The 25,628-nt window shown below is 28.8% G+C and carries 20 protein-coding genes and 1 riboswitch; all 20 genes read left to right on the top strand.

What is annotated here, in order from left to right; all coding sequences use genetic code 11:
* The first annotated feature begins 23 nt into the window (after positions 1-23).
* The 20 genes from cmk to aroC all read left to right on the top strand — a co-directional run bounded on the left by cmk (position 24) and on the right by aroC (position 25,626).
* Positions 24-674: a (d)CMP kinase gene (cmk, locus tag IC175_RS01850; RefSeq protein ID WP_227851039.1), complete on the top strand. Its 651-nt coding sequence runs from the start codon at positions 24-26 to the stop codon at positions 672-674.
* A 51-nt stretch (positions 675-725) separates the two neighbouring features.
* Positions 726-1,322, top strand: coding sequence for a lysophospholipid acyltransferase family protein (locus tag IC175_RS01845; protein ID WP_227436043.1), 597 nt, complete (start codon positions 726-728; stop codon positions 1,320-1,322).
* 12 nt (positions 1,323-1,334) lie between these two features.
* On the top strand, positions 1,335-2,174 hold the full coding sequence (locus IC175_RS01840; RefSeq protein ID WP_227436045.1) for a 4-hydroxy-3-methylbut-2-enyl diphosphate reductase: 840 nt from the start codon (positions 1,335-1,337) through the stop codon (positions 2,172-2,174).
* Between the two features lie 270 nt (positions 2,175-2,444).
* Positions 2,445-3,599 carry a putative manganese transporter gene (locus tag IC175_RS01835; RefSeq protein ID WP_227483118.1) on the top strand — a complete coding sequence of 385 codons (1,155 nt, stop codon included), beginning with the start codon at positions 2,445-2,447 and terminating at the stop codon, positions 3,597-3,599.
* Positions 3,600-3,893: 294 nt separating this feature from the next.
* Positions 3,894-5,591 carry an adenine deaminase gene (gene ade / locus IC175_RS01830; protein ID WP_227483117.1) on the top strand — a complete coding sequence of 566 codons (1,698 nt, stop codon included), beginning with the start codon at positions 3,894-3,896 and terminating at the stop codon, positions 5,589-5,591.
* Between the two features lie 257 nt (positions 5,592-5,848).
* Positions 5,849-6,307, top strand: coding sequence for a thioredoxin-dependent thiol peroxidase (gene bcp / locus IC175_RS01825; RefSeq protein WP_227483116.1), 459 nt, complete (start codon positions 5,849-5,851; stop codon positions 6,305-6,307).
* A gap of 15 nt (positions 6,308-6,322) precedes the next feature.
* On the top strand, positions 6,323-7,066 hold the full coding sequence (gene yaaA, locus IC175_RS01820) for a peroxide stress protein YaaA (RefSeq protein ID WP_227851038.1): 744 nt from the start codon (positions 6,323-6,325) through the stop codon (positions 7,064-7,066).
* 129 nt (positions 7,067-7,195) lie between these two features.
* A complete protein-coding gene (locus IC175_RS01815; protein WP_227483114.1) occupies positions 7,196-9,853 on the top strand; it encodes a calcium-translocating P-type ATPase, PMCA-type in 2,658 nt (885 codons plus the stop codon).
* A gap of 53 nt (positions 9,854-9,906) precedes the next feature.
* Positions 9,907-10,009, top strand: a riboswitch (SAM riboswitch).
* A gap of 109 nt (positions 10,010-10,118) precedes the next feature.
* Entirely contained in the window at positions 10,119-11,384 is a 1,266-nt protein-coding gene (locus tag IC175_RS01810; protein WP_227436055.1) for an O-acetylhomoserine aminocarboxypropyltransferase/cysteine synthase family protein, read from the top strand.
* A gap of 29 nt (positions 11,385-11,413) precedes the next feature.
* Positions 11,414-12,304, top strand: a complete 891-nt coding sequence (locus IC175_RS01805) for a homoserine O-succinyltransferase (RefSeq protein ID WP_227483113.1) — start codon at positions 11,414-11,416, stop codon at positions 12,302-12,304.
* A 152-nt stretch (positions 12,305-12,456) separates the two neighbouring features.
* Positions 12,457-13,089 carry a TetR/AcrR family transcriptional regulator gene (locus IC175_RS01800; protein WP_227436059.1) on the top strand — a complete coding sequence of 211 codons (633 nt, stop codon included), beginning with the start codon at positions 12,457-12,459 and terminating at the stop codon, positions 13,087-13,089.
* 303 nt (positions 13,090-13,392) lie between these two features.
* On the top strand, positions 13,393-13,836 hold the full coding sequence (locus tag IC175_RS01795; RefSeq protein WP_227823867.1) for a MarR family winged helix-turn-helix transcriptional regulator: 444 nt from the start codon (positions 13,393-13,395) through the stop codon (positions 13,834-13,836).
* 30 nt (positions 13,837-13,866) lie between these two features.
* Positions 13,867-15,684, top strand: a complete 1,818-nt coding sequence (gene ftsH, locus IC175_RS01790; RefSeq protein ID WP_227436062.1) for an ATP-dependent zinc metalloprotease FtsH — start codon at positions 13,867-13,869, stop codon at positions 15,682-15,684.
* A 298-nt stretch (positions 15,685-15,982) separates the two neighbouring features.
* Complete coding sequence (locus IC175_RS01785) at positions 15,983-18,685, top strand: sensor histidine kinase (protein ID WP_227823868.1); 2,703 nt, start codon at positions 15,983-15,985, stop codon at positions 18,683-18,685.
* A gap of 34 nt (positions 18,686-18,719) precedes the next feature.
* Positions 18,720-19,418, top strand: a complete 699-nt coding sequence (locus IC175_RS01780; protein ID WP_227483111.1) for a response regulator — start codon at positions 18,720-18,722, stop codon at positions 19,416-19,418.
* Positions 19,419-19,731: 313 nt separating this feature from the next.
* Positions 19,732-20,688, top strand: coding sequence for a CorA family divalent cation transporter (locus IC175_RS01775; RefSeq protein ID WP_227436068.1), 957 nt, complete (start codon positions 19,732-19,734; stop codon positions 20,686-20,688).
* A gap of 468 nt (positions 20,689-21,156) precedes the next feature.
* A complete protein-coding gene (gene aroF, locus IC175_RS01770) occupies positions 21,157-22,170 on the top strand; it encodes a 3-deoxy-7-phosphoheptulonate synthase (RefSeq protein ID WP_227436070.1) in 1,014 nt (337 codons plus the stop codon).
* 21 nt (positions 22,171-22,191) lie between these two features.
* Positions 22,192-23,256 carry a 3-dehydroquinate synthase gene (gene aroB / locus IC175_RS01765; protein ID WP_227845317.1) on the top strand — a complete coding sequence of 355 codons (1,065 nt, stop codon included), beginning with the start codon at positions 22,192-22,194 and terminating at the stop codon, positions 23,254-23,256.
* On the top strand, positions 23,256-24,569 hold the full coding sequence (gene aroA / locus IC175_RS01760) for a 3-phosphoshikimate 1-carboxyvinyltransferase (RefSeq protein WP_227845316.1): 1,314 nt from the start codon (positions 23,256-23,258) through the stop codon (positions 24,567-24,569). Before aroB ends, aroA begins: the two co-directional genes overlap by 1 nt.
* On the top strand, positions 24,547-25,626 hold the full coding sequence (gene aroC / locus IC175_RS01755) for a chorismate synthase (protein ID WP_227823871.1): 1,080 nt from the start codon (positions 24,547-24,549) through the stop codon (positions 25,624-25,626). Before aroA ends, aroC begins: the two co-directional genes overlap by 23 nt.
* The last annotated feature ends 2 nt before the right edge of the window (positions 25,627-25,628 follow it).

Genomic DNA, 25,628 nt, shown 5'->3' with positions numbered 1-25,628 from the left:
ATAAATAAAATAGAGGTGTAGATATGAGTAATTTGATTATAGCTGTGGATGGACCAGCAGGGGCTGGTAAAAGTACAATAGCTAAGATAGTATCAGAAAAACTAAATATAAATTATATAGATACAGGTGCTATGTATAGAGCTGTTACTTATAAGTGTTTAAAAAATAATATTGATGTTAATAATGAAAAAGAGGTTATTAAAATAGCTAAAAATTCAGATATAGATTTTGAAAATAATAACATATACTTAGACCAAAAAATTATAAATAATGAAATAAGAACAATAGAAGTAAGCAATAATGTTTCCAATGTAGCTAAGATAAAAGAAGTAAGAAAGTTGATGGTTGAAGTTCAACGAAAAATTGGAACAAAAAGTTCAGTAATATTAGATGGTAGAGATATAGGTTCATATGTTTTTCCAAATGCAGATTATAAATTCTTTTTAGTAGCTACACCAGAAGAAAGAGGAAGTAGACGTTATAAAGAACTTTGCAATAAAGGATATAATACTACTTTAAAAAAAGTAATTGAGGATATAGTAAAGAGAGATGAAATTGATTCAAATAGAGAATTTGCACCACTAGTAAAAGCTGAGGATGCACTAGAAATAGATACAACAGGAAAGACTATAGATCAGGTTGTACAAGAAGTTGTATCTAAGATAAGTTTTTGAGCTTAATGTATCTAAAATGAAAATATAATGTAGTATTGAAGGGAGATAAACGTGAATTTTTATAGATTTGCAATAAATATTTTTAGATGTTTTTCTAAAGTGTTTTTTAAATATGAAGTTATAGGTGCCGAAAATATACCAGACAGAGGAAATATAGTGGTGGCTTCAAATCATAAATCAAATCTTGACCCTGTATTTTTAGCTGCAGCTATAAAGAATAGAGAGATAGCAGCTATTGCAAAACAAGAATTATTTAAAGTGAAGCCACTAGGTTTTATATTAAAAAAATTGCATGTTATGCCTATAAATAGAGAAAAGCCAGATGTATCCACTATAAAAACTATTTTAAGGTCAATTAGAGATGGTTATATATTAGGAATATTTCCAGAAGGAACAAGAATTAAAGGAGACAACTTTGGCAAAGCTAAGGCAGGTCTTTCTCTATTTACAATAAAGAGTAAATCTAAGGTTGTACCAGTATCGATAATATCTAAGTATAAACCTTTTAGTAAAGTAATTGTGTACTTTGGAGAGCCAATATCATTTGAAGAACATTTTAAAGAAAAGTTAAGTAATGATGACCATGAAAGAATGTCGCAAGAAGTTTTAGAAATAATAAAACAGAATTATTTTAAATATTCAAAATAAGGGGGGGATTTTGTGAATGTTAAAATAGCAAAAAATGCAGGATTTTGCTTTGGAGTAAAGAGAGCAATGAAAATGGCATGGGATGAAGTAGAGAAAAATGATTCTGGAATATATGCTTTAGGACCTCTTATTCATAACAAGCAAGCAGTAGCAAGATATGAACAAAAAGGTCTTAAAACTGTAGATGAAATCGATATAATACCAGATTATGAAAATATGATAATAAGATCTCATGGAGTTCCTGAGAAAGTATACAAAGAAGCTAAAAATAAAAAACTTAAAATTGTAGATACTACATGTCCATTTGTAAAGAAAATACATACAGTAGTGAGTGAGTATCATAATAAGGGTTATGAAATAATAGTTATTGGAGATATGAAACATCCAGAAGTGATAGGTATAAATGGATGGTGCGAAAACTCAGCAATAATAATAAAAGCTGTAGAGCAAATGGAGAATATGGAATTTGATAATTCAAAACAATATTGTGTTGTTGCACAGACAACAATAAATCCAGATTTATATTCAAATATAGTTAATAAATTAGCTGATAAACTAGAAAATATAGTATTTAATGATACAATCTGTTCAGCCACAAAAACTAGACAAGAAGCAGCTAAAGCATTAGCAGGAGAAGTTGATTGTATGATAGTTATAGGTGGAAAACACAGCTCTAATACTCAAAAGTTAGTAAAAGTTTGTGAAGATTTAGTTCCAACTTTTGCAATAGAAACTAAAGACGAATTGGATGTAAATATGCTTAAGAAGTATAAAACTTTAGGAGTGACAGCAGGAGCATCTACACCAGATTGGATAATAGAGGAAGTAATAACATTTATTGAAAATTTATAAATATAGTAAACGATGAAAAAATGTGTAATATCGGTATAATATATAAAATTTGTTGTAATATCTATATGTAATTTTATATTATAATGTAAAATTACATATGGCAACTAGATAACCTAATATCAGAAAGTGTGTATCTTAATATGCAAGAAATTAACAATATAAGATATGCACTTTTTAATATTAGAAATTTAAAAGATATAATGATATTGATTATCAATAATAAATGAAATATAATATAATTATTGCGAAATTAATATAGGAGGTAAATTAATGGAAATGTTAATATCTGCTTCTGAAGAAGCATTTTTACATGTGGGTTCTATGATTGGATTTTTTATTTTGCTATTTGGATATATAAACTATAAAACTAGTGGTAATTTTACTAATATTATATCAAAAAATAGAAAATATCAACCTTTAATAGGAGCTTTGATAGGAGCTATACCAGGTTGTGGTGGGAGTTTGGCAATAATGCCATTATATATAAGTGGAAAACTAAGCTTTGGAGCAATCATTGCAAGCTTAATAGCAAGTATGGGAGATGCTGCATTTATACTTATTTCATCAAATATTAAAATGTATTTTTTTGTGACTATAGTTAGTACAATTACAGGAGTAATAACAGGACAACTAGTAGATTATTTTAAGTTAGAAGAAAAATTGAAATTAAATAAATATGGAAAATCAGAAAAACATAATACAGATAAAAATTACCATAAAGATAATGAAGAATCGCATAATCATGATGATATAATTTTGGATAATTTAGCTAAATCTCATGGAAATACAAATAGACTTGCATTTATAATAACACATGGTAAAGGGTACAAAATTTATATAGGAATTGTATTAATAGGTTTTATATTTATGTCTCTTGCTCATTCTGGAATAAATCTTCCTATTATTGAAAAATTACATTCACTAGAAGAAGCAATAGCAGTTATAGGAATACTATTCTCAATAGTTTATATGTGGTGTTTTAAAAAGGTATTTAAAAATTCTAATCAAAAAGAGGAAGAAAATAAGAAAATTTCCCTAAGAGAAATGCTTATACATTCTGTAGGTGAAATTTCATTTGTTATTACATGGATTTTTATTGCATATCTTATTTACGATTTGATAATATTGGTTTTAGGTGGAGATGAATACTTAGTTAATTTAGTTTTATCAACAGGTGTAATTAGTGTATTTATAGGTGCAGGTCTTGGACTTATTCCAGGGTGCGGTATACAAATTGTACTTATGTCATTTTACTTGAAAGGAACTATACCACTTGGTGCAGTAATAGCTAATTCAATATCTCAAGATGGAGATGCACTTTTTCCGCTTTTAGCAATGGATAAAAAATCTTCCTTATGGGCTATGATTATTACTACTATACCGGCTATAATCGTAGGAATTATAGTTTATGCTTTTTTAGGTTAATTGAAAGTAGATTTTAATATAAATGATAAAAATACATAAATCTATACTATGGATATAGTAACAAGTATTAAAAATATAAAAAATAAAATTTAATATAATTAAAATATTTATAAATAACATGAGAAATAATATTATTGTTTCTTATGTTATTTTTATTTAATTTAATAAGCTATGGAATAAATTTCAATCAATACTTTTTATTGAAACTCATATATAATATATATTAATAAATCAAACTATAATATATGATACAACAAGTATATTGATATAAAAAATTTAAGAGGAGTTGTAAAAATGAGCAATTTGAAAAAAAAGTGTGATGTTGCAAGTGGAAGAGATAAAGCTGATATTGTACTTAAAAATGGAACAATTATAAATGTATTCACAGAAGAATTAATAGTAGGAGATGTAGCAATAGTAGATGATACAATTGTTGGAATCGGCGAATATAGTGGTAAAATAGAGATTGATTGTAGTGGTAAATACTTATCACCTGGTTTTATTGATGCACATATGCATATTGAATCTACAATGGTAATGCCAATTGAATTATCAAAAAAATTACTAAAGTCAGGTACAACAACTGTTATAGCTGACCCTCATGAACTAGTCAATGTAAAAGGAGCAAGTGCAATAGACTTTTTACTAGAATCAACAAAAGAAATACCCTTAAATGTATATATTATGCTACCATCATCTGTCCCTGCAACAAGATTTGAAACTAATGGAATAGGAACTTTTAGTGCAAAAGATATGGATGCTTACATAAATAATCCTAGAATCTTAGGATTAGGAGAGGTAATGTGTTTTAATGATGTTATATCTGCGGAAGAGGAAATTTTAGATAAATTAGAGGCTTTTAAAGATAAAATTGCAGATGGACATGCACCAAATATAAGTGGGAAGTCACTTCAAGCATATGTATGTGCAGGAATAAAAAATGACCATGAATGTATAACTTTTAATGAAGTGTATGAAAAATTAAGAGCAGGTTTAAAAATTTTTATAAGAGAAGGAAGTGCAGCAAAAAACTTAGAAGCCATAATAAAGGGATTATTGAAACACAACTTACCAATTGAAGAATTTATGTTTTGTACAGATGATAAACATTTGGATGATATAGAAAAACAAGGTCATATAAGATGGAATATAAAGTGTGCAATCGATTTGGGTATGGAGCCAATTAAAGCTATTAAAATTGCAACTTACAATTCAGCAAGAGCATATGGTCTAAATAGAATTGGAGCAATAGGTGCTGGGTATAAAGCGGATGTTGTTGTTTTAAACAATTTAGAAAACATGGAGGTAGGTAGTGTTTATAAAGATGGTAAATTGATAGATGAGGGAATTTTTTCTGATTATAATTATGAAATTAAGGATAAAGATTTACTCAATACAGTCAAATTTAAAGACGTTGATAGAGAAAAAATACAATTAAAGTCAAATGAAAAAAATTATGTAATGGAAATTGTACCATATCAAATTCTGACAAATAAATTATTTGAATCTATACCAAACAAAAATGGATATTTCAATCCAAATGAAGAATATTCAAAGCTTTGTGTTGTTGAGAGACACAGAATGACTGGAAACATATCAGTTGCACCATTAAAAGGGTTTGGCATAAAAAATGGAGCAATAGCAACTACTGTAGCTCATGATTCACATAATATCATAGTTGCAGGAGATAATGATGATGATATTATAGTTGCAGTAAATTACTTGAGAGATATACAGGGTGGCTATGTAATTGTATCAAATGGAAAAGTACTTGCTCACTTAAGTCTTAAAGTAGCTGGATTAATTAGTACTCTTCCAGCAGATGAAGTGCAAGAAACAACTGATAATATGTTAAAAATAGCAAGAAAAATGGGAGTTCCAAAGTATGTAGACCCTTTTATTACACTTTCATTTATGGCTCTTCCTGTTATTCCAAAAATAAGACTTACTGATTTAGGTCTGTTTGATGTAGAAGAATTTAAATTTATATAGATTAGAGTATTAGAAGAATAAAAATAAATAGGCAGGATTTAATACATAAATTAAATCCTGCTTATTTTAATTACTTAACATAAATTCCAGTTTAAATGTTCTAATCAAATAAAGCTTGAAATTTTCAGTATATAAGATTTACATATTCATGAAAATTTCTATATAAAAAGTAAAATATTTTATTTATATACAGAAATATAGGGTAGTAATATAAATATAGTATAAATTATTGATTAAAAACAAAAGGAGAGATATTTATGTTAAGTATAGGTACAAAAGCACCAGAATTTACATTAGAAGATAAAGATGGAAATAAAGTCAGTATGTCTGATTTTAAGGGGAAAAAAGTGGTAATATATTTTTATCCTAAAGATAATACACCAGGATGCACACGTCAGGCATGTGCATTTAGGAACGCATATGAAGGATTTAGAAATAATGATATACCAGTTATTGGGATAAGTAAAGATAGTATTAAATCACATCAAAAATTTGCAGAAAAGCATGAGCTTCCTTTTATTTTACTTTCTGACCCAGATTTAACTACTATTAAGGCTTTTGATGTGTGGAAAGAGAAAAAAATGTATGGGAAAACTGCTTTAGGAGTTGTTCGTGCAACTTATATTGTAGATGAAAGTGGAATTATTGAAAAAGTTTTTGAAAAAGCAAAACCAGATACAAATGCACAAGAGATTCTTGAATATTTGGAAAAATAGGAGTAGTAGAAATTTATGATCATAATGTTATCACCAGCTAAAAATATGAAGAATGTACAAGAATTTGATAGAGATTTAAGCTTGCCCTGTTTCATAGATAAAGCAAAAGAAATATCAAAGAATATAAAAACCTTTAGTGTAGAGGATTTCAAAAGTAAAATGAAAATCAACGAAAAATTAGCTATATTAAACAAGAGTAGATTTGATAATTTTAAATTTGACAATTTAGGTACTCCTGCAATCTTAACTTATGCTGGAATACAATATAAAAATATAGAAGCAGAGAATTTTACAAAGCAAGATGAGGAATTTGCAAATAGTTGTATTAGAATCATAAGTGGATTGTATGGGGTCGTAAAACCCTATGATAGTATATATGAATACAGATTAGAAATGCAGACAAAGTTACAGATAAGAGAATTTAAAAATTTATATGAATATTGGGGAGACAGTATATATAACGAATTAAACAAAGAAAATACAGCTATTGTCAATCTTGCATCAAGTGAATACAGCAAAACTGTGGAAAAATTTATTGATGACAATCATACATATGTAACATGTAATTTTAAAATAAATAAAAATAATATGTTAAAAGTCGAATCTACACAAGCAAAGAAAGCTAGAGGAATGATGGTAAAATATATTGTTAAAAATAAAATAGAAGATATTAACGACTTAAAAAAGTTTAACTTAGAAGGGTATAAATATCAAGAAGATTTATCTAATAATAAGGAGTATGTGTTTGTAAAAGAGTAGATATTTTTATATAGACTTTAAATTGAATTGTTAAATTTAGGTAAAATATAATTACTGAGTATTGAATTGAATTGGATTTTAAAATATAATTATTCTTAAATCAAAAAAAGAAAGGAGTGATCTTCCAAAATGGAAAATCACAAACAGATGCCTTGGCATTCGATGGCAACACATGAAGTATTAGAGAGTTTAGACTCATCAGAGGAGGGGCTCACCGATACCGAGGCGGAAAACAGGATTAAAGAGTATGGTTTAAATGAACTGAGAAAAAGACCACCTAGAACAGTTTTACAAATGCTTTGGACCCAAGTTACAGATGCTATGGTATTGATACTAATAGGTGCATCAGTATTATCTTTAGCATTTGGAGAATTTACAGAAGCTTTTGTAATTCTAATAATTGTAACAGTAAATGCAGTTATTGGTATTGTTCAAGAAAAAAAAGCAGAATCATCATTGGAAGCACTAAAAAATATGAATTCACCTACAGCACGTGTTATACGTGATGGTGAAGAAAATGTTATTCAAGCAAGTAATCTTGTAATAGGAGATATTGTTTTTTTAGAAGATGGAGCGATGATTCCAGCAGACATTCGTTTAATAGATACATCTAGTTTAAAAATTCAAGAAGCTTCTTTAACAGGAGAGTCTGTCCCATCAGAAAAAGATTCAGATGGCATTTTACCTGAAGAATGTGTATTAGGAGACCGTAGTAATATGGCCTATACGTCTTCAATTGTCACATATGGTAGAGGTGTAGGTGTTGTAGTTGCAACTGGGATGGACACAGAAGTAGGTAATATAGCACATCTTTTAGATTCACAAAATGATTTTGATACTCCTATAAAACGTAAACTTAATACTGTTGGAAAAACATTAAGTGTTATAGGTATTATTGTATGCGTTATTATATTTGCAATAGGTGCATTTTATCAGAGACCTCTCTTACCAATGTTTATGATTGCAATTTCACTTGCTATATCAATCATTCCAGAGGGATTACCTGCAACAGCAACCATTGTAATGGCTCTAGGTGTGCAACGTATGGCTAAAAGAAACGCTTTGATTAGAAAGTTGCCAGCAGTTGAAACATTAGGAGGAGCTACAGTAATATGTTGTGATAAAACTGGTACATTAACCTTAAATAAAATGACTGTTACACATATTGCTGTAAATGGCGATTTTGAATCTGGAAAAGTAACATCAATAGATACTGCGTCTGAGAAACATCCACTAGTATATAAAGAGCTTGTTTATGCTGGTGCACTTTGTAACGATGCATGTATAAATCCAGATAAAAAAGATGAAATATTAGGTGATCCAACAGAAGGTTCATTGATTTTTATGGCTAATAAATTTGGAATAGATCAAGAAGCTCTTGAAGAGAAATATCCACGTGTATTTGAGCAACCTTTTGATTCTGACAGAAAATGTATGACAACTGTTCATGATATAGATGGAAAAATCACAGCATATACTAAAGGTGCAGTGGATGAACTTCTCCATTTATGTACCAAAATATTAACATCAAAAGGTGAAAGAAACATTACAGAGATGGACAAAAAAAACATACACGAATTATGTCTTACTATGTCTAAAGATGCATTACGTGTACTTGGTTTTGCTAAGCGTGAAATTCTATCGATACCAAAGGAAGATAGTGAAAACATAGAATATGATTTGACATTTATTGGTATGGTTGGTATGATTGACCCACCAAGAACCGAGGTAACTGATGCAGTAAAAACTTGTAAAGAAGCGGGCATAAGAACCATAATGATAACAGGTGACCATAAAGTCACTGCCACAACAATAGCTCATGAACTTGGAATTTGGAATGAAGGAAATACTGTTATATCTGGTGATGAACTTGATAATTTAAGTGATGATGAACTTGATAAAGCTGTTAAAAATGTGACAGTATTTGCTCGTGTATCACCATTTGATAAACTTAGAATTATACAGTCTCTAAAAAGAATTGGAGAAGTACCAGCAATGACTGGAGATGGGGTAAATGACTCCCCTGCATTAAAGTCTGCTGATATTGGTATAGCTATGGGTATAAGTGGTACAGATGTGGCAAAAGATTCTTCAGATATGATTTTAATGGATGATAGTTTTACCACAATTGCATATGCAATAAAAGAAGGTAGACGTGTATATAGAAATATACAAAAGGTTATACAATTCTTGCTTGTTGGAAATATAGCAGAGATACTTACACTATTTGTTGCAATATTGTTAAACTGGGATACTCCACTTCTTGCTGTGCATATTCTATGGGTAAACCTTGCAACAGCAACTCTTCCAGCTCTTGCTCTTGGAGTTGACCCACCAAGTAGAAATATAATGAAGCATCAGCCTGTTAAATCAGAAAGTTTGTTTGAAAAAAACCTTGTACAAAGAGTTATTACTCAGGGGATATTTGTAGCAATAATGACCATTTTAGCATATAAAATTGGTCTTAATATAGGAAACCATACTGTAGGTCAAACAATGGCATTCTGTGTATTAGCATTTTCACAAATGTTGCGTGCATTTAGCCAGCGTTCAAATACAGATTCTATGTTTACTAGAAATAGTGGTAAAAACCCATTTCTTTTAATCTCATTTTTAACTTCTGCTTTGCTTATGGCAGTTATATTATTTGTCCCTAATTTTAGAGATGCATTTAATTTAACTGTTTTAAATAGTTCACAGTGGCTTGTAACAGTTATTTTAGCTATAATGTCTGTAGTTCAAGTAGAGGTTGGAAAATTTCTTAAAAGAAAATTATATAAAAAATAGTTGACAAAATTAGGAAAAAAATATAAGATATAAAACATAGAAAAATTAAATAAATCTTATCCAGAGAGGTGGAGGGACTGGCCCTATGAAACCCGGCAACCAGTATATTTATATACATTGGTGCTAAATCCTGCGGCGAAAGCTGAGAGATGAGTATAATTAAGCTTATACAGAGCCTGAGTTATATACTCAGGCTTTATTTATTTTAAATCTCATCTGACAAATAGTTTAATTTTCTTAATTAAAATCTAAGGGGGATACAAAAATGTATAACAAAGAAACAATATGTGTGCAAGGAAATTATAAGCCAGGAAATGGAGAACCAAGAGTTTTACCTTTATATCAAAGTACAACTTTTAAATATAGTAGTATAGACCAACTTGCTGACTTATTTGATTTAAAAGCTGATGGTCATATGTATTCCAGAATAAGTAATCCTACAGTTCAAGCTTTTGAAGAAAAGATAAGTTTGTTAGAGGGAGGAGTATCATCTGTTGCTGTATCATCAGGTCAATCTGCAAATATGTTAGCAGTTTTAAATATATGTAAATCTGGAGATAGTATACTTTGTTCTTCAAAAGTATATGGAGGAACATTTAATTTATTAGGGCCTAGTCTTAAAAAATTTGGAATAGATTTAATATCATTTGATTTAGATGCAAGTGAAGATGAAATAGTAGAACTTGCAAATGAAAATACTAAAGTTGTATTTGCAGAAACACTTGCAAATCCAACTCTTGAAGTTATAGATTTTGAAAAAATAGCAAATGTAGCTAAAAGAATTAATGTTCCATTTATAGTTGATAACTCATTAGCATCACCAGTACTTTGTAATCCGCTAAAATATGGAGCAAACATAGTCACTCATTCTACTACAAAATACTTAGATGGCCATGCTTCAAGTGTTGGTGGAATTATAGTAGATGGTGGAAATTTTAACTGGGACAATGGGAAATTTCCAGAATTAGTTGAGCCAGACCCAACATATCATGGAATAAGTTATACTGAGAAGTTTGGCAATGCTGCATATGCTACTAAAACAAGAGTTCAATTACTTAGAGACTATGGAAATTGCCTGAGTCCATTTAACGCATATCTTACTAATTTAAATATTGAAACACTACATCTTAGAATGGAGAGACATAGTGAAAATGCACTTAAGATAGCTGAGTTTTTAGAAAAACATAAAAATGTAGATTGGATTAACTATCCAGGGCTTGAAAATAATAAGTATTATGGAAATGCCAAGAAATATCTATCAAAAGGATGTAGTGGAGTTTTATCATTTGGAGTAAAAGGAGGACTTGAAAATGCTAAAAAATTTGTGGAAAAACTACAAATAGCAGCATTAGTAACTCATGTATCAGATGTAAGAACTTGTGTTATACATCCAGCTTCAACTACTCACAGACAATTAACAGAAGAACAATTAATTGCGTCTGGAGTATTACCTTCCCTAATAAGATTATCTGTTGGAATAGAAAATGTAGAGGATTTAATAGCTGATTTAAATCAAGCTTTAAATTTCTAATAGTATAAGAGAAAGAGAAGTGAAAAGATATGGCTTTAATACTACCAAAGGGACTACCTGTTATTAATAAATTATTAGATGAAGGAATAGATGTAATTTGTAAAGAAGACTTTAATAAAGATTTAGAATACAAAGAAAATATAGATACTAAAATAGCTATATTAAATCTAATGCCAATAAAAATAGATACAGAGTTAGATTTACTTAGAAGAATAGACAAGACAGGTTTTAATGTATCTGTAGAATTTATTAAAATCTCAACAAGAGAGAGTAAAAGAAGTTGTAATGAATATGTTAAGAATTTTTATAAAACATTTGATGAAGCAAAAAAAGAATCTTTTGATGGTTTTATAATAACAGGAGCTCCAGTTGAACAAATGGAGTTTGAAGAAGTTGATTATTGGGATGAACTAAAAGATATTATGGATTATTCTAAAAGAAAGGCTAAATCTACATTATATATATGTTGGGCAGCTCAAGCAGGTCTTTACAAATACTACAATGTAAAAAAACTTCCATTAAGTCAAAAATGTTTTGGAGTATTTAAGCATGAAGTGGATAAAAATAGTAAGATAGTAGATGGATTTGAAAAAGAGTTTTTTGCTCCACATTCAAGACACACTACTGTAAATATTGAAACTTTGAAAAATAATGATGAATTGAGCATTGTAAGCCATTCTAAAGAAGCTGGTCCTTATATAATTACAAATTCAAGAGATGTATTTGTAATGGGTCACAGTGAGTATGATAAATACACTTTAGATAAAGAATATAAAAGAGATGTAGATAGAGGTGATAAAATCTCAATACCTAAAAATTATTATATAAATGATGATCCTTCAAAAGAACCAACTGTTAAATGGAAAAAGCATTCAGAACTTTTGTTTAGAAATTGGATAAAAAACTATCTAATAATATAAAACGCAACTAAAAAATATGAGAATCTATAAGGTATAAAAGTAATTATCATACTTCTTTATACCTTATTTTTATTTTATAAAATTGACATTATAAAAGTAGTTTTATATAATAAAACTAAACCGACTGTTGGTCTATTGAAAGGAGAAAGTATATGAGAATTATAAAAGACCCTGAAGAACGTAAAAATGAAATACTTGATACAGCTGAAATGCTTTTTTGTACTAAAGGTTATACAAAAACTACTGTAAATGATATTTTAAATGAGATTGGAATTGCAAAAGGAACATTTTATTACTATTTTAAATCTAAAGAAGAGGTAATGGATGAAATTATAACTAGAATTATAGATAATGATATAAAGATGTTGAAAGAAATTGCTTCAAATCCAGATATTCCAGTTATTGAAAAGTTCTTTCAGATATTAATATCTCAAAGACCTAAAGTTGGAGGAAGTAAAGAAAAAGTGATTAACCAATTTCAACAACCCAACAATGCTGAGATGCATCAAAAGACAATAGTCAAAACTATTTTAAATTTTACACCTATATTAACAGAGGTAGTAGAACAAGGTATAAGAGAAGGTGTATTCAATACAAAATATCCAAAAGAGACAATAGAGTTTTTACTTGTTTCTTCTGAGTGTATATTTGATAAAGGCATGTTTGATTGGGATAATGATGAAATACTGCAAAAAGCAAAGGCATTTGTTTGTATTATGGAAACGACCTTGGGAGCACATAAAGGAAGTTTTGATTTTGTATATAATATGTTAACAGAAGATTAAATTTATTGTAATAGTAAATAACTTTAGATTTTTATTTTTGAATAAGATTAAAATGAGAGGAATCGGTGTAAAATAAATACATCGATTTTTTATTAAAAATATCTTATTCAAAAATTTCAATAAGATAAGATAAACTATTTATATTATAACTGAAGTTACAATATTGTTATTGACAATAAATCCTTAATACTATAATATTTAATACATTAAATATTTATAGTGTTAAGGATTATTTATAAAATATTTTTGAATTTAAAGTTAAAAATATTAGTAAAATAAAGTATTTTTACAGGGAGAATTTATATGGATGAGATAAGTTTTAAAAAAGCACTGCTAGAATTAACTAGAGATATAAATATCAAATTTACAACTTCATTAAGTCAGTTCTATCAACCACTTGGGATTACAGCAGTACAAGCTTTGATTTTATCAGAACTATGTGAACATGGAGAGAAAAAAATAAGTGATTTAGGTAAAAATTTGAATATGACAAATAGCAATGTGTCAGTAATATGTCAAAGACTCGAAAAAAATGGATTTTTAAATCGTATAAGAGATAAAGAAGACCAACGAATTGTAAAAGTTAAAGTTACAGAAAAATCGCTGGATATACAAGAAAATATTTCAAGTAGTATTTTTGATGACTATTTTGAAAATATGACTAGTGAAAAATTGCAAGATATGGAAGATATAATAGAGGGCTTAGAAAAATTAAATAAGCTTTTAACTCATATTGATTGCAAATAACATAAAATTAATTTAAAGGAGAACAAAATTATGGATGAACACAAACCACAAAAGAGGTCAATACTCTATTATTATACAATAATAATAATAGTAGTAATGTTTTTAAATGCTTTAATATTTCCAAGTCTAATGGATAAAAAAATGGTTGAGATTGATTATGGAAAATTTCTTACAATGTTAGATTCAGGAAAGGTTAAATCTGTTGAAATAGAAAGTAATAAAATTGCAATAAGCCCATCTAGTAGTAAGGATAAAAATATATACATAACTGGTAGAATGGATGACCCAGAACTAGTTGATAGATTAAAAGATGCAAAAGTAGAATTTACTAAGATTATTCCTAAAGAAAATTCACCTCTTTTGAGTATTTTACTTACATGGATAGTACCTATAGGTATTCTTATGCTATTTGGTAATTTAATGATGAAATCAATGCAAAAACGAATGGGTGGCAATAGTATGCAATTTGGAAAGAGTAATGCCAAAATGTATGTATCTGCTCAAAGTGGAAAAAGATTTAATGATGTAGCTGGTCAAGATGAGGCAAAAGAAGCTCTAAGCGAGATAGTAGATTTCTTACACAATCCAGAAAAATACAAAAAAATAGGAGCACAAATGCCAAAAGGTGCACTTTTAGTAGGGCCTCCAGGAACAGGAAAAACACTACTTGCAAAAGCTGTAGCAGGCGAAGCAGATGTACCATTTTTCTCAATATCTGGTTCTGAATTTGTTGAGATGTTTGTAGGTATGGGAGCATCTAGAATACGTGATTTATTTAAACAAGCTAAAGAAAAAGCTCCATGTATAGTGTTTATAGATGAAATTGATACTATAGGTAAAAAGCGTGATAATGGAAGTGGAATAGGCGGAAATGATGAACGTGAACAAACTTTAAATCAATTATTAAGTGAAATGGATGGATTTGATGGTGGAATAGGTGTAGTAATACTAGCTGCAACGAATAGACCTGATAGTCTTGATAAAGCATTACTTCGCCCAGGACGATTTGATAGACGTATACCAGTTGAACTTCCAGACCTTGGAGGACGAGAAGCTATCTTAAAGGTACATGCTAAAAATGTAAATGTAGACTCAAATATAGATTATAATGCAATTGCTAGGTCTACATCAGGTGCATCTGGAGCAGAACTTGCAAATATTGTAAATGAAGCAGCACTTTTAGCAGTTAAGTCTGGCAGAGATGTAGTAGAGCAACAAGATTTTGAGGAATCTGTTGAGACTGTAATTGCAGGATATCAACGTAAAGGAGCTGTGATTTCTGATAAAGAAAAGAAAATCATAGCTTACCATGAAATAGGTCATGCACTTGTTGCTGCAATGCAGAAACATTCTGCACCTGTCCATAAAATTACAATAATACCTAGGACTTCAGGTGCATTGGGTTATACTATGCAAGTTGCAGAAGATGAAAGTGTACTTATGTCCAAAGAGGAAGCCATTGATAAAATAACTACTTTTACAGGTGGTCGTGCTGCTGAAGAAGTTATTTTTGATACTTGTACATCAGGTGCATCAAATGATATAGAGCAAGCTACTAAGATTGCAAGAGCTATGGTTACTCGTCTTGGTATGAGTGAGGAATTTGATATGGTTGCTCTTGAAACAGTAAGTAATCAGTACCTAGGAGGAGACTCTTCTCTTGCTTGTTCTTCAGATACTGCAGCTAAAATTGATGAAGAAGTATTTAGAATAGTAAAGACTTGTCATAAAAAAGCAATTGAGATTTTAGAGAATAATATTGATAAGCTACATGAACTTGCTGAATATTTATTAGAAAAAGAGACAATTACAGGTGATGAGTTCATGGAAATACTGAATTTAAAGTAACCATGTTGAAATAAAGATTGTAGTAATAGTTTTATTTAAAGACATATTCGCATATTTAAAAATGTTAATGTATTTTCAATAAAATATAAATAAATATCTATATAAATCAAAACAAGAGAATCGATAAAAATGACTGTGTAAAAAATAAAAATGCCTAAATAATAGGCATTTTTATTTTACAATTAAACTACATACTTGTATCTTTACATAATCTTAATCATTAAAAATACATCTTAACTACATTTTTATACTAGAATTGATATTATAATAGTAATGAAATGTACAAGGAGGTTGTTTGATGGACAGACCAAATCCTGATATTCTATTAAAAAAAATAAAGAATGAAGAAAAAAAACTAAATAGAGGTCAGTTAAAAATATTTTTTGGGTATGCAGCAGGTGTAGGTAAAACTTATTCTATGTTGGAGTCTGCACAAAATTTAAAAAAAGTAGGGGTTGATGTAGTTGTTGGATATATTGAACCACATACTAGACCAGAAACATTAGCATTACTTGACGGATTAGAGACTCTTCCTGTAAAAGAAATAGAATATAAATCTATAAAATTAAAAGAGTTTGATTTAGATGCAGCATTAGCAAGAAAGCCAGAAGTTATATTAGTTGATGAGTTTGCTCACTCTAATGTCACTGGGTTAAGGCATACTAAAAGATGGCAGGATATAGAAGAATTATTACTAGCAGGTATAAATGTATATACTACTGTAAATGTACAACATCTAGAAAGTTTAAATGATATTGTGGAGATAATTACAAATGTATCAGTCAAAGAAACTATACCAGATAAATTTTTAGATACAAGTACACAATTAGAGCTTATAGATGTTGAACCTGACGTACTTCTTGAAAGATTTAATGAAGGTAAAATATATAAAAAGGAACAGGCAATTAGAGCAAAAGATAATTTTTTTATAAAAGACAATCTAGTTGCACTTAGGGAAATTGCACTTAGAAAAACAGCCGAAAGAGTAAATAAAGAAGTTCAAATGACTAGATTATCAAAGGGTGATGTAACAGTAATACCTACATCAGATACACTTCTTGCATGTATAAGCCCATCTCCATCTTCAGCCAAGGTTATTAGAACTGCATCTAGGATAGCAGATAGTACGTTTGCTAAGTGGATAGCTTTATATGTTGAAACTCCAAATACAGCAAAATTGCCTTTTGAGGAGCAAAAACAATTACAAAACAATTTAAAACTAGCTAAGAAGTTGGGTGCTGAGATAATTGTTTTACATGGTGAAAATGTAATAGAACAGATACTTAGAATTGCCAAGATAAGAAATGTAACAAAAATTGTAATAGGCAGAAATCATTCAAATACTAAAAAATTGAGTAAAAAACTGAAAAAAGATATAGTTGACAAATTAATAGATGAAGTTGATTATATAGATATACATATAATCCCTTATAAATTTGCTTCAGAGGTTAAATATAGACCTAAAAAAGATAACTCATCAATAAAATCAAAATTTAAAATTAGTAAAACTGATTTTATAAAACTTATAATTATTACTTCAGTGATAAGCATTTTGGCATATATAGTACAAAGTATGGGATTTATAAGAGAAAATATATTACTAATATATATGTTAGGTGTAGTTTTGGTTTCTATGTGGACTAAAGGATATAGTACAGGTATAATAAGTTCTGTATTTAACATAGTACTGTTAAATTATTTTTTTACAGCACCTTTATATACACTGTCAATAGCTGATTCAAATTATATAGTAACATTAGTTGTATTCTCAATAGTTGGTATAATAACTAGTACTCTTACATCTAAGATACAACATGAAGCAGATACAGCTGCTAAAAGAGAAGAAAATACAAAAATGATATATCAAATCATTAAGGGATTTTTAAGATTGTCGAATAAAGATGATATAGTAAATAAGGGTATAGAACTTTTATGTCTTAGTCTAAGTAGAGATATAGTTTGTTATTTAAATGTGGATAAGGATAAGAAATCAAAGTTCTATAAAAAAAATACTGCTAATAAGGACAAAAATGATTTAGATATAGAAGATGAAAAGGCTGTTGCAAGTTGGGTATTGTCTAATTCAACAGTAGCAGGTAGTGATACAGATACACTTCCTGGTTCAAAAGGATATTATATACCAATTATAGGTATGAATTCAACTTTGGGAGTCATTGGTATATCATGTGTTGATTCAAAATTAGATACAGAAGATATAAGTTTAATTGAAACAATAACTGCTCAAATGGCAATAGCTCTTGATAGAGAAATTCTATCAGAAGCAAAAGAAAACACTAATCTTGAGATAGAAAGAGAGAGGCTTAGAAGCAATCTTTTAAGAGCAGTTTCACATGACCTCAGAACACCATTAGCAGGAATATCTGGAGCAGTTAGTACAATTATAAAAAATAAGGATACTATAGGTCAGGATATAATAGACGAATTACTTAGTGGTGTATATGAAGATACTCAGTGGTTAATAAGACTTGTTGAAAATTTGCTTAGCATGACTAAGATAGATGAAGGAAAGTTAGAAGTCAAAAAACGTTCTGAACTTGTTGAGGAAATTATATCAGAGTCATTGCAAAATATAAAAAAAAGAATTGAAAATGCAATTATAGATATTAATATACCAGAGCAAATATTATTTGTTCCTATGGATGCCAAATTAATAGAACAGGTTTTAATTAATCTAATAGATAATGCTTTAAAATATTCAAAAGAGGATTGTAAGATAAATATAATTGTATATGAAAAAGAAGATTATGTTTGGTTTGAAGTGTCTGACAATGGTCCTGGAATATCAAAAGAATTGAAAGAGCATATATTTGATCGATTTTTTACTGGAGAAGAAGGTACTAAGGATTCTAGAAAAGGTGTTGGACTTGGATTATCAATTTGTAAATCTATAATTCAAGCTCATAAAGGTGAAATTTTAGTAGTAAACAATAAAGATAAAGGTTCAACTTTTAAATTTAGTTTGCCAAAAGAAAATGAATAGTATGAAATTTTGAAATTTAGTTTTGGAGGAAGAAATGAGTAAAAAACTTATATTGTTAGTAGAGGATGATAAAACAATAAGAAAATTTATATCTACTGCACTTACAACTCAAGATTATGATGTTAAAGAGGCTATAACTGGTAAAGAAGGAATATCAATTGCTGTATCATATTCTCCAGATGTCGTTCTATTAGATTTAGGGTTAGAAGATATGGATGGAATAGAGGTAATAAAAGCTATTAGGCAGTTTTCAAATATACCAATAATTGTAGTTTCAGCGAGAGAACAAGACAGAGAAAAGGTAGAAGTGTTTGATGCAGGTGCAGATGATTACTTAACAAAACCATTTTCTATAGTAGAGTTATTAGCTAGGGTCAGAGTAGCGTTTAGACACTCACAAGTAGAATTACAACAAAAAGAAGAGATTAGGTCTACGTTTGAAGTAGGTGAATTATTTATTGATTTTGATAAAAGAAAAGTTATTGTTGACAATAATGAAGTACATTTGACACCAATTGAATATAATATTCTTTCATTACTTGCAAAGCATCATGGAAAAGTACTTACTCATAATTTTATAATAAAAGAAATATGGGGTAGTATTATAGGCAATGAAACTAAGTCTTTAAGGGTTTTTATGGCAACATTAAGACGAAAAATAGAGAAGCAACCTGCTGACCCTAGGTATATAATTACAGAAGTTGGTGTTGGATATAGACTAAATGATGAATAGGCAAAATGGATGCTAAAATTGTATAATTTAGATTAAGTTAAAATGAAGTGTGTATGCTATTATTAATTTAAGTATATGCATTTCATTTTTTAGTACTTTTTTAACATTGATAATATTAAACACATTTTAAAATAAAAGTATGGTATAATTTGTAAGAAAAGTCTAAGTTAAAAAATAAAAGATTTAATATTTATTTTCTAATAAATTTAATATAAATAAATATTAAATAATAATTACTGAAATAGTGAAAAATAATTACAGTAATAAATATATATAATTTTAAAAATGTAAATTGAGGTTTAGGAGTAGATTTATGTATATATTGAATTTAAATACAAGAGAGATTGCAAAAGATTTTAGAACAAAATTTTATATACCAGAAAATTCATATCTTATATTAAGTGCTCCAAAAAATTTAAAATTACTCAAGGAAACTTTGGATATAGATGAAATAACATTTAATGATTGTCTTAAATTTGATGAAATAACAAAGCTTGATTTATTTGATAATTATGATTTTTTGAGCCTAAATACTTTTGAATTGAGAAATGGAGAAGCTGTTATAGAAGAAGTAAATATGTATTTATCAGATAATTTTATATTAGTTGTTGTAAATGAAGAGCATTTTCTATTTGAATTTGTAAAGAATCTTATTTTAAAAAACTCTCAACTTGAAAAAAATCCTGTCATAAACCTTTTTAAGATAAATTATTTAATTTTTAGAGAAGTTATAAAAAATGGTTTTGAATCTTTAGAAAAAGTTGAAGAATTAATTCTTGAAATAGAAGATGAGATGATGGACAATATTCATAAAAATCATGTTTCTAGAATAAGTGATGTAAGAGGATTGACTAGAACTATAGTTAAAAACACCAGACCACTTTTATATATTGGAGATAGAATAGTTAAAGAAAATATACGATATTTAAAATACTCGAATGTAAAAAAATATAATCTTGAAAATTTTCAAGGGATAGATTTTGGTATTGATAAATTATATAATTTTGCACTATCAACACGTGAGTTAGCAGATAAACTCCTAGATATTTATTCTTCTAGAGTAGGTGAAAAAACGAATCACTTAATTACAAAATTGACCCTACTTACGGCTATCTCTGCACCACTTACAATTATAACAGGAATATATGGAATGAACTTTAGGTATATGCCAGAACTAAACTGGCTTTATGGATATCCAGCAACATTACTTTTGATGTTAGGCATAGTTTTTGTTGGAATTATAATATTTAAAATAAAAAAATTATTGTAAAAATAAGATGCTTTTTAAACGATTTTAGAAAAATATATTAAAAGAAAAAGTGTATTAAGAAAATAAAAAAATATTTTAAATTGAAAATATTTATAGAAAATATTGACAATTATATTTTCTTTGCTATAATTATTAAACAAGAAGATTAATAAATTATAAAAATGGAGGATAATACTATGAAAGGGATTTTAAAAGAACTAGTGGCAAAACTTTATAGCTTTTTTTATTTTATGTTCTGGGGCTTTTATTTTAGCGCTGGCTATTTCTTTTACAAAAATACATGTAATTCCTTTCTGGTGAGGCCTTGATTTTAATAACCTTGGGCATAGGTCAATTTTATAAAAATGATTATTTTATATGGTCATGTAAGATTTGATGCTTAATAGATTATTTTAGAGAACTCATTAATGAGTTCTCTTTTTTATTTTAAACTCAAGTATAAAAATATAACATTAGGGGGTAGTAAAGATGATAGTGGTATTAAAAGTAGGAGCAGATAAGAGAGAAGTTAAGAAATTAATAGAAGCTATTTGTAAAGAAGGTGTAGAAGTGAATCCTATAGATGGAAAAGAATTAACTGTTTTGGGGTTAGTTGGAGATACTAGTAAAATAGATGCCAAAAGAATAGAAGCAAATAAGGTGGTTGAAAAAGTTATGCATGTAGTAGAACCTTTTAAAAAAGCAAATAGAAAATTTCATCCAGAACCTTCAATTATAAATGTAGATGGTATGGAAATTGGGTCAAAAAAACTTACTATGATAGCTGGTCCTTGTTCTGTTGAAACAGAGGAACAAATAGTTTCTATAGCTGAAGATGTAAAAAAATCAGGAGCAGGATTTTTAAGAGGAGGAGCATTCAAGCCAAGAACATCTCCATACGCTTTCCAAGGATTAAGATATGATGGATTAGATTTATTAAAAAAAGCAAAAGAAAAAACAGGTCTTCCTATAGTTACAGAAATAATGTCAACACAAGATATAGATGTATTTGAAGAAAATGTAGATGTAATTCAAGTTGGAGCAAGAAACATGCAAAACTTCGATTTATTGAAAGAATTAGGAAAAACAAATAAAACAATACTTTTAAAAAGAGGATTATCTGCTACAATTGAAGAGTGGCTAATGTCAGCTGAATATATAATGGCTGGAGGAAACGAAAGTGTGGTTCTTTGTGAAAGAGGTATAAGAACTTTTGAAACATACACTAGAAATACTTTGGATTTAAGTGCAATCTTAGCTGTAAAAAAACTTAGCCATTTACCAGTTATAGTTGACCCAAGTCATGCAGCAGGAAAATCATGGATGGTTGACTCTCTATCTAAAGCAGCAATTGCGGTTGGAGCAGATGGTTTAATAATAGAGGTTCATAATGACCCAGCTCATGCACTTTGTGATGGTAAACAATCAATTAAACCAGATGAGTATGAAGGATTAATAAATGAACTAAAAACTATCGCATCAGCAGTTGGAAGAGAAATATAATCTATAGAAGGATGGTTAAACGTGGAAGAAAAATTATTAGTTAATCTAAAAGAGAATAGTTACAATATATTTATAAAAAAAAGTATATTAAAAAATATAGGTAAAGAAATTAAAAAAATATATTCTGGAAATAAGATTTTTATTGTTACAGATGAAAATGTAGCAAAATTATATTTATATGAAGTTAAAAATAATTTGATTGAATCTGGATTTGAAACTAAAGCTATAATATTAGAAGCTGGTGAAGAGACAAAGTCATTTAATACTCTACCTAAAATATATGAAAGTTTACTTGACTTTAAGTTAACTAGAAAAGATTTGATTATCACATTGGGAGGTGGGGTAATTGGAGATTTAGGAGGATTTACGGCAGCAACTTTTTTAAGAGGTGTAAATTTTATTCAAATTCCAACATCTCTATTAGCTCAAGTGGACAGTTCTGTAGGTGGAAAAGTTGGAGTTGACCTTGAAAGGGGAAAAAACTTAGTAGGGAGTTTTTATCAGCCGAAAGCAGTATTTATTGACCCAGATGTATTATCATCTCTTCCAGAAAAATTTTATAGAGATGGAATGGCAGAGGTTATAAAGTATGGATGTATAAAAGATAAAACTTTTTTTAATAAGCTTGCAAACTTAAAAAATAGGGAAGAAGTGATGCAACATATAGAATACATTATACACAAATGTTGCCTTATCAAAAAAACTGTAGTTGAAGCTGATGAGAGAGATTTAGGAGATAGGATGCTTTTAAATTTTGGACACACACTAGGTCATGCTATTGAGAAACACTATAACTTTACAGGTTATACTCATGGAGAAGCTGTTGGTGTAGGCATGTATAAGATAACATTAGAGAGTGAAAAAAAAGGGATTACAAAACAAGGTACATCAGAGCTTATAAAATCAATTTTAATAAATTATGATTTACCTTATGATGTTGAATTAGGAGATAATAAATCCATAATAGATACTATATCTCTTGATAAAAAAAATCTAGGTGATACACTAAAAATAATACTTTTAAATGATATTGGAGAAAGTATTATATATGATACTACTTCTAAATTTTTTCAGGAGGTAAAATGATGGGAAGCTTAAAAATATATCCAAGCAAATTATCAGGAGATGTGAAAATTCCTCCATCAAAAAGTATGGCACATAGAGCAGTTATTTGTGCTGCTTTAAGTGATGGAAAAAGTAGAATTTCTAATATAGATTTTTCTGATGATATTATAGCTACTATAAGAGCAATGATATCATTAGGAGCAACCATAGAAAAAAAAGAAGATATTTTAGAAATTACAGGAATCTACTCTAAAGAAGCAATCTTAAATAAAGAGAATCAGTTGAATCAGCCTAAATTGACTATAGATTGTAATGAATCAGGTTCTACTTTAAGGTTTCTGGTACCTATATCTTTAGCCTTTGATGGAGTAAAAAGATTTATAGGAAGAGGTAATCTTGGAAAAAGGCCACTTGATACTTATTATGAGATATTTGACAGACAAGGCATAGAATACAACTACAAAGAAAATAAACTGGATTTAATTGTATCAGGAAAACTTAAACCAGACGAATTTAGAGTAAAAGGAAATATAAGTTCTCAATTTATAACAGGATTATTATTTATATTACCTACATTAGATAGTGACTCAAAGATAATAATTACCACTGAACTGGAATCTAAAGGGTATTTAGATTTAACTATTTCAACTATGAAAGATTTTGGGGTAGAAATTGTAAACAATAATTATAAAGAATTTATCATAAAAGGAAATCAAACTTATAAAGCTATAGATTATAAAGTTGAAGGAGATTATTCTCAAGGTGCATTTTATTTATCAGCAGATGCTATTGGAGAAGATATTAACATACTTGACCTTAAAGAAAATTCTCTTCAAGGAGATAGTGAAGTTATTGAGATTTTATCAAGGATGGGTGTGGAAATTTTAAGAGAAGACAACAAAATCAAAGGAATAACAAATTGTCTAAATAGTACTTTGATAGATGCATCTCAATGCCCAGATATAATACCCGTTTTATCTGTGGTAGCAGCTTTAAGTATAGGGAAGACGACTATAATCAATGCTGGAAGACTTAGAATTAAGGAGTGTGATAGACTTCATGCAATAAATGTTGAGTTAAGTAAGCTTGGGGCAAATATAGAAGAAAAAGAGGATAGTTTGATAATTGAGGGAGTAAGCAAATTAAATGGAGGCGTAGAGGTATGGAGTCACAAAGACCACAGGATTGCCATGACACTTGCAATTGCTTCCTGTAGATGTGATAAACCAATCATATTGAAAGATTTTGAGTGTGTATCAAAGTCTTATCCACATTTTTTTAAAGATTTTGAGATGTTAGGAGGAAGAATTGATGAGTGGAATATGGGGAAATAATTTAAAAATATCCATCTTTGGAGAATCTCATGGAAATGCTATAGGTATAAATATAGATGGTCTTCCAGCTGGCATTGAGTTAGACTTTGATAAAATTGATAAAGAAATGAAGAGAAGAGCACCAGGAAAAAATTCTATATCAACTTCAAGAAATGAAAGTGATATACCAGAAATTTTAAGTGGATATTTTGATGGAAAAACTACAGGAACTCCATTATGTGCAATTATAAGAAATAGTGATACTCGCTCAAAAGATTATGGAGAAGTTAAAAACTTGATGAGACCAGGTCATGCAGACTATACAGGTCATATAAAATATTCTGGGTTTAATGACTATAGAGGAGGAGGACATTTCTCAGGAAGAATAACTGCTCCATTAGTATTTTGTGGTTCTATATGTAAACAAATTTTATCACAAGAAGGTATAGAGATAGGAGCCCACATAAAAAAAATCAAGAATATAGAGGATAAGGGTTTTAATTATATAGACATCTCAAGACAAGAATTATTAAATTTACAAAATTTAGAATTACCTTTGCTTGATTTATCAAAAGAAGAAGCTATAAAAAATACTATTCTAGATGCAAAAAATCAGGGAGATTCAGTTGGTGGTATAATTGAATGTGCAGTAGTAGGTGTTAATGTAGGTGTTGGAAATCCGTTTTTTGATTCTGTTGAATCTACTCTATCACATTTACTATTTTCTGTTCCATCTATAAAAGGTGTAGAATTTGGATTAGGATTTGATATTACAGACATGTATGGTTCTCAAAGTAATGATGAAATGTACTATGATGAAGATACAGTAAAAAGTAAAACTAATAATAATGGTGGGATTGTTGGAGGTATTACAACTGGAATGCCAATAGTTTTTAAAGTAGCAATTAAGCCAACTCCATCAATTAGTAAACAACAAAATACTGTTAATATAAAAGATAAAAAAGATGATGTTTTAGCTATTAAAGGTAGACACGACCCTTGTATAGTTCAAAGAGCTGTACCTGTAATAGAAGCAGTAACAGCTATTGGAATTTTTGATTTGATGAAAGGACGATAATA

Origin of the sequence: Clostridioides sp. ES-S-0123-01 (genome assembly GCF_020658415.1) — a bacterium.
Lineage (GTDB): Bacteria > Bacillota > Clostridia > Peptostreptococcales > Peptostreptococcaceae > Clostridioides.
The sequence above is the reverse complement of the archived record's forward strand: the minus strand, read 5'-3'. Positions and strand labels throughout refer to the sequence as shown.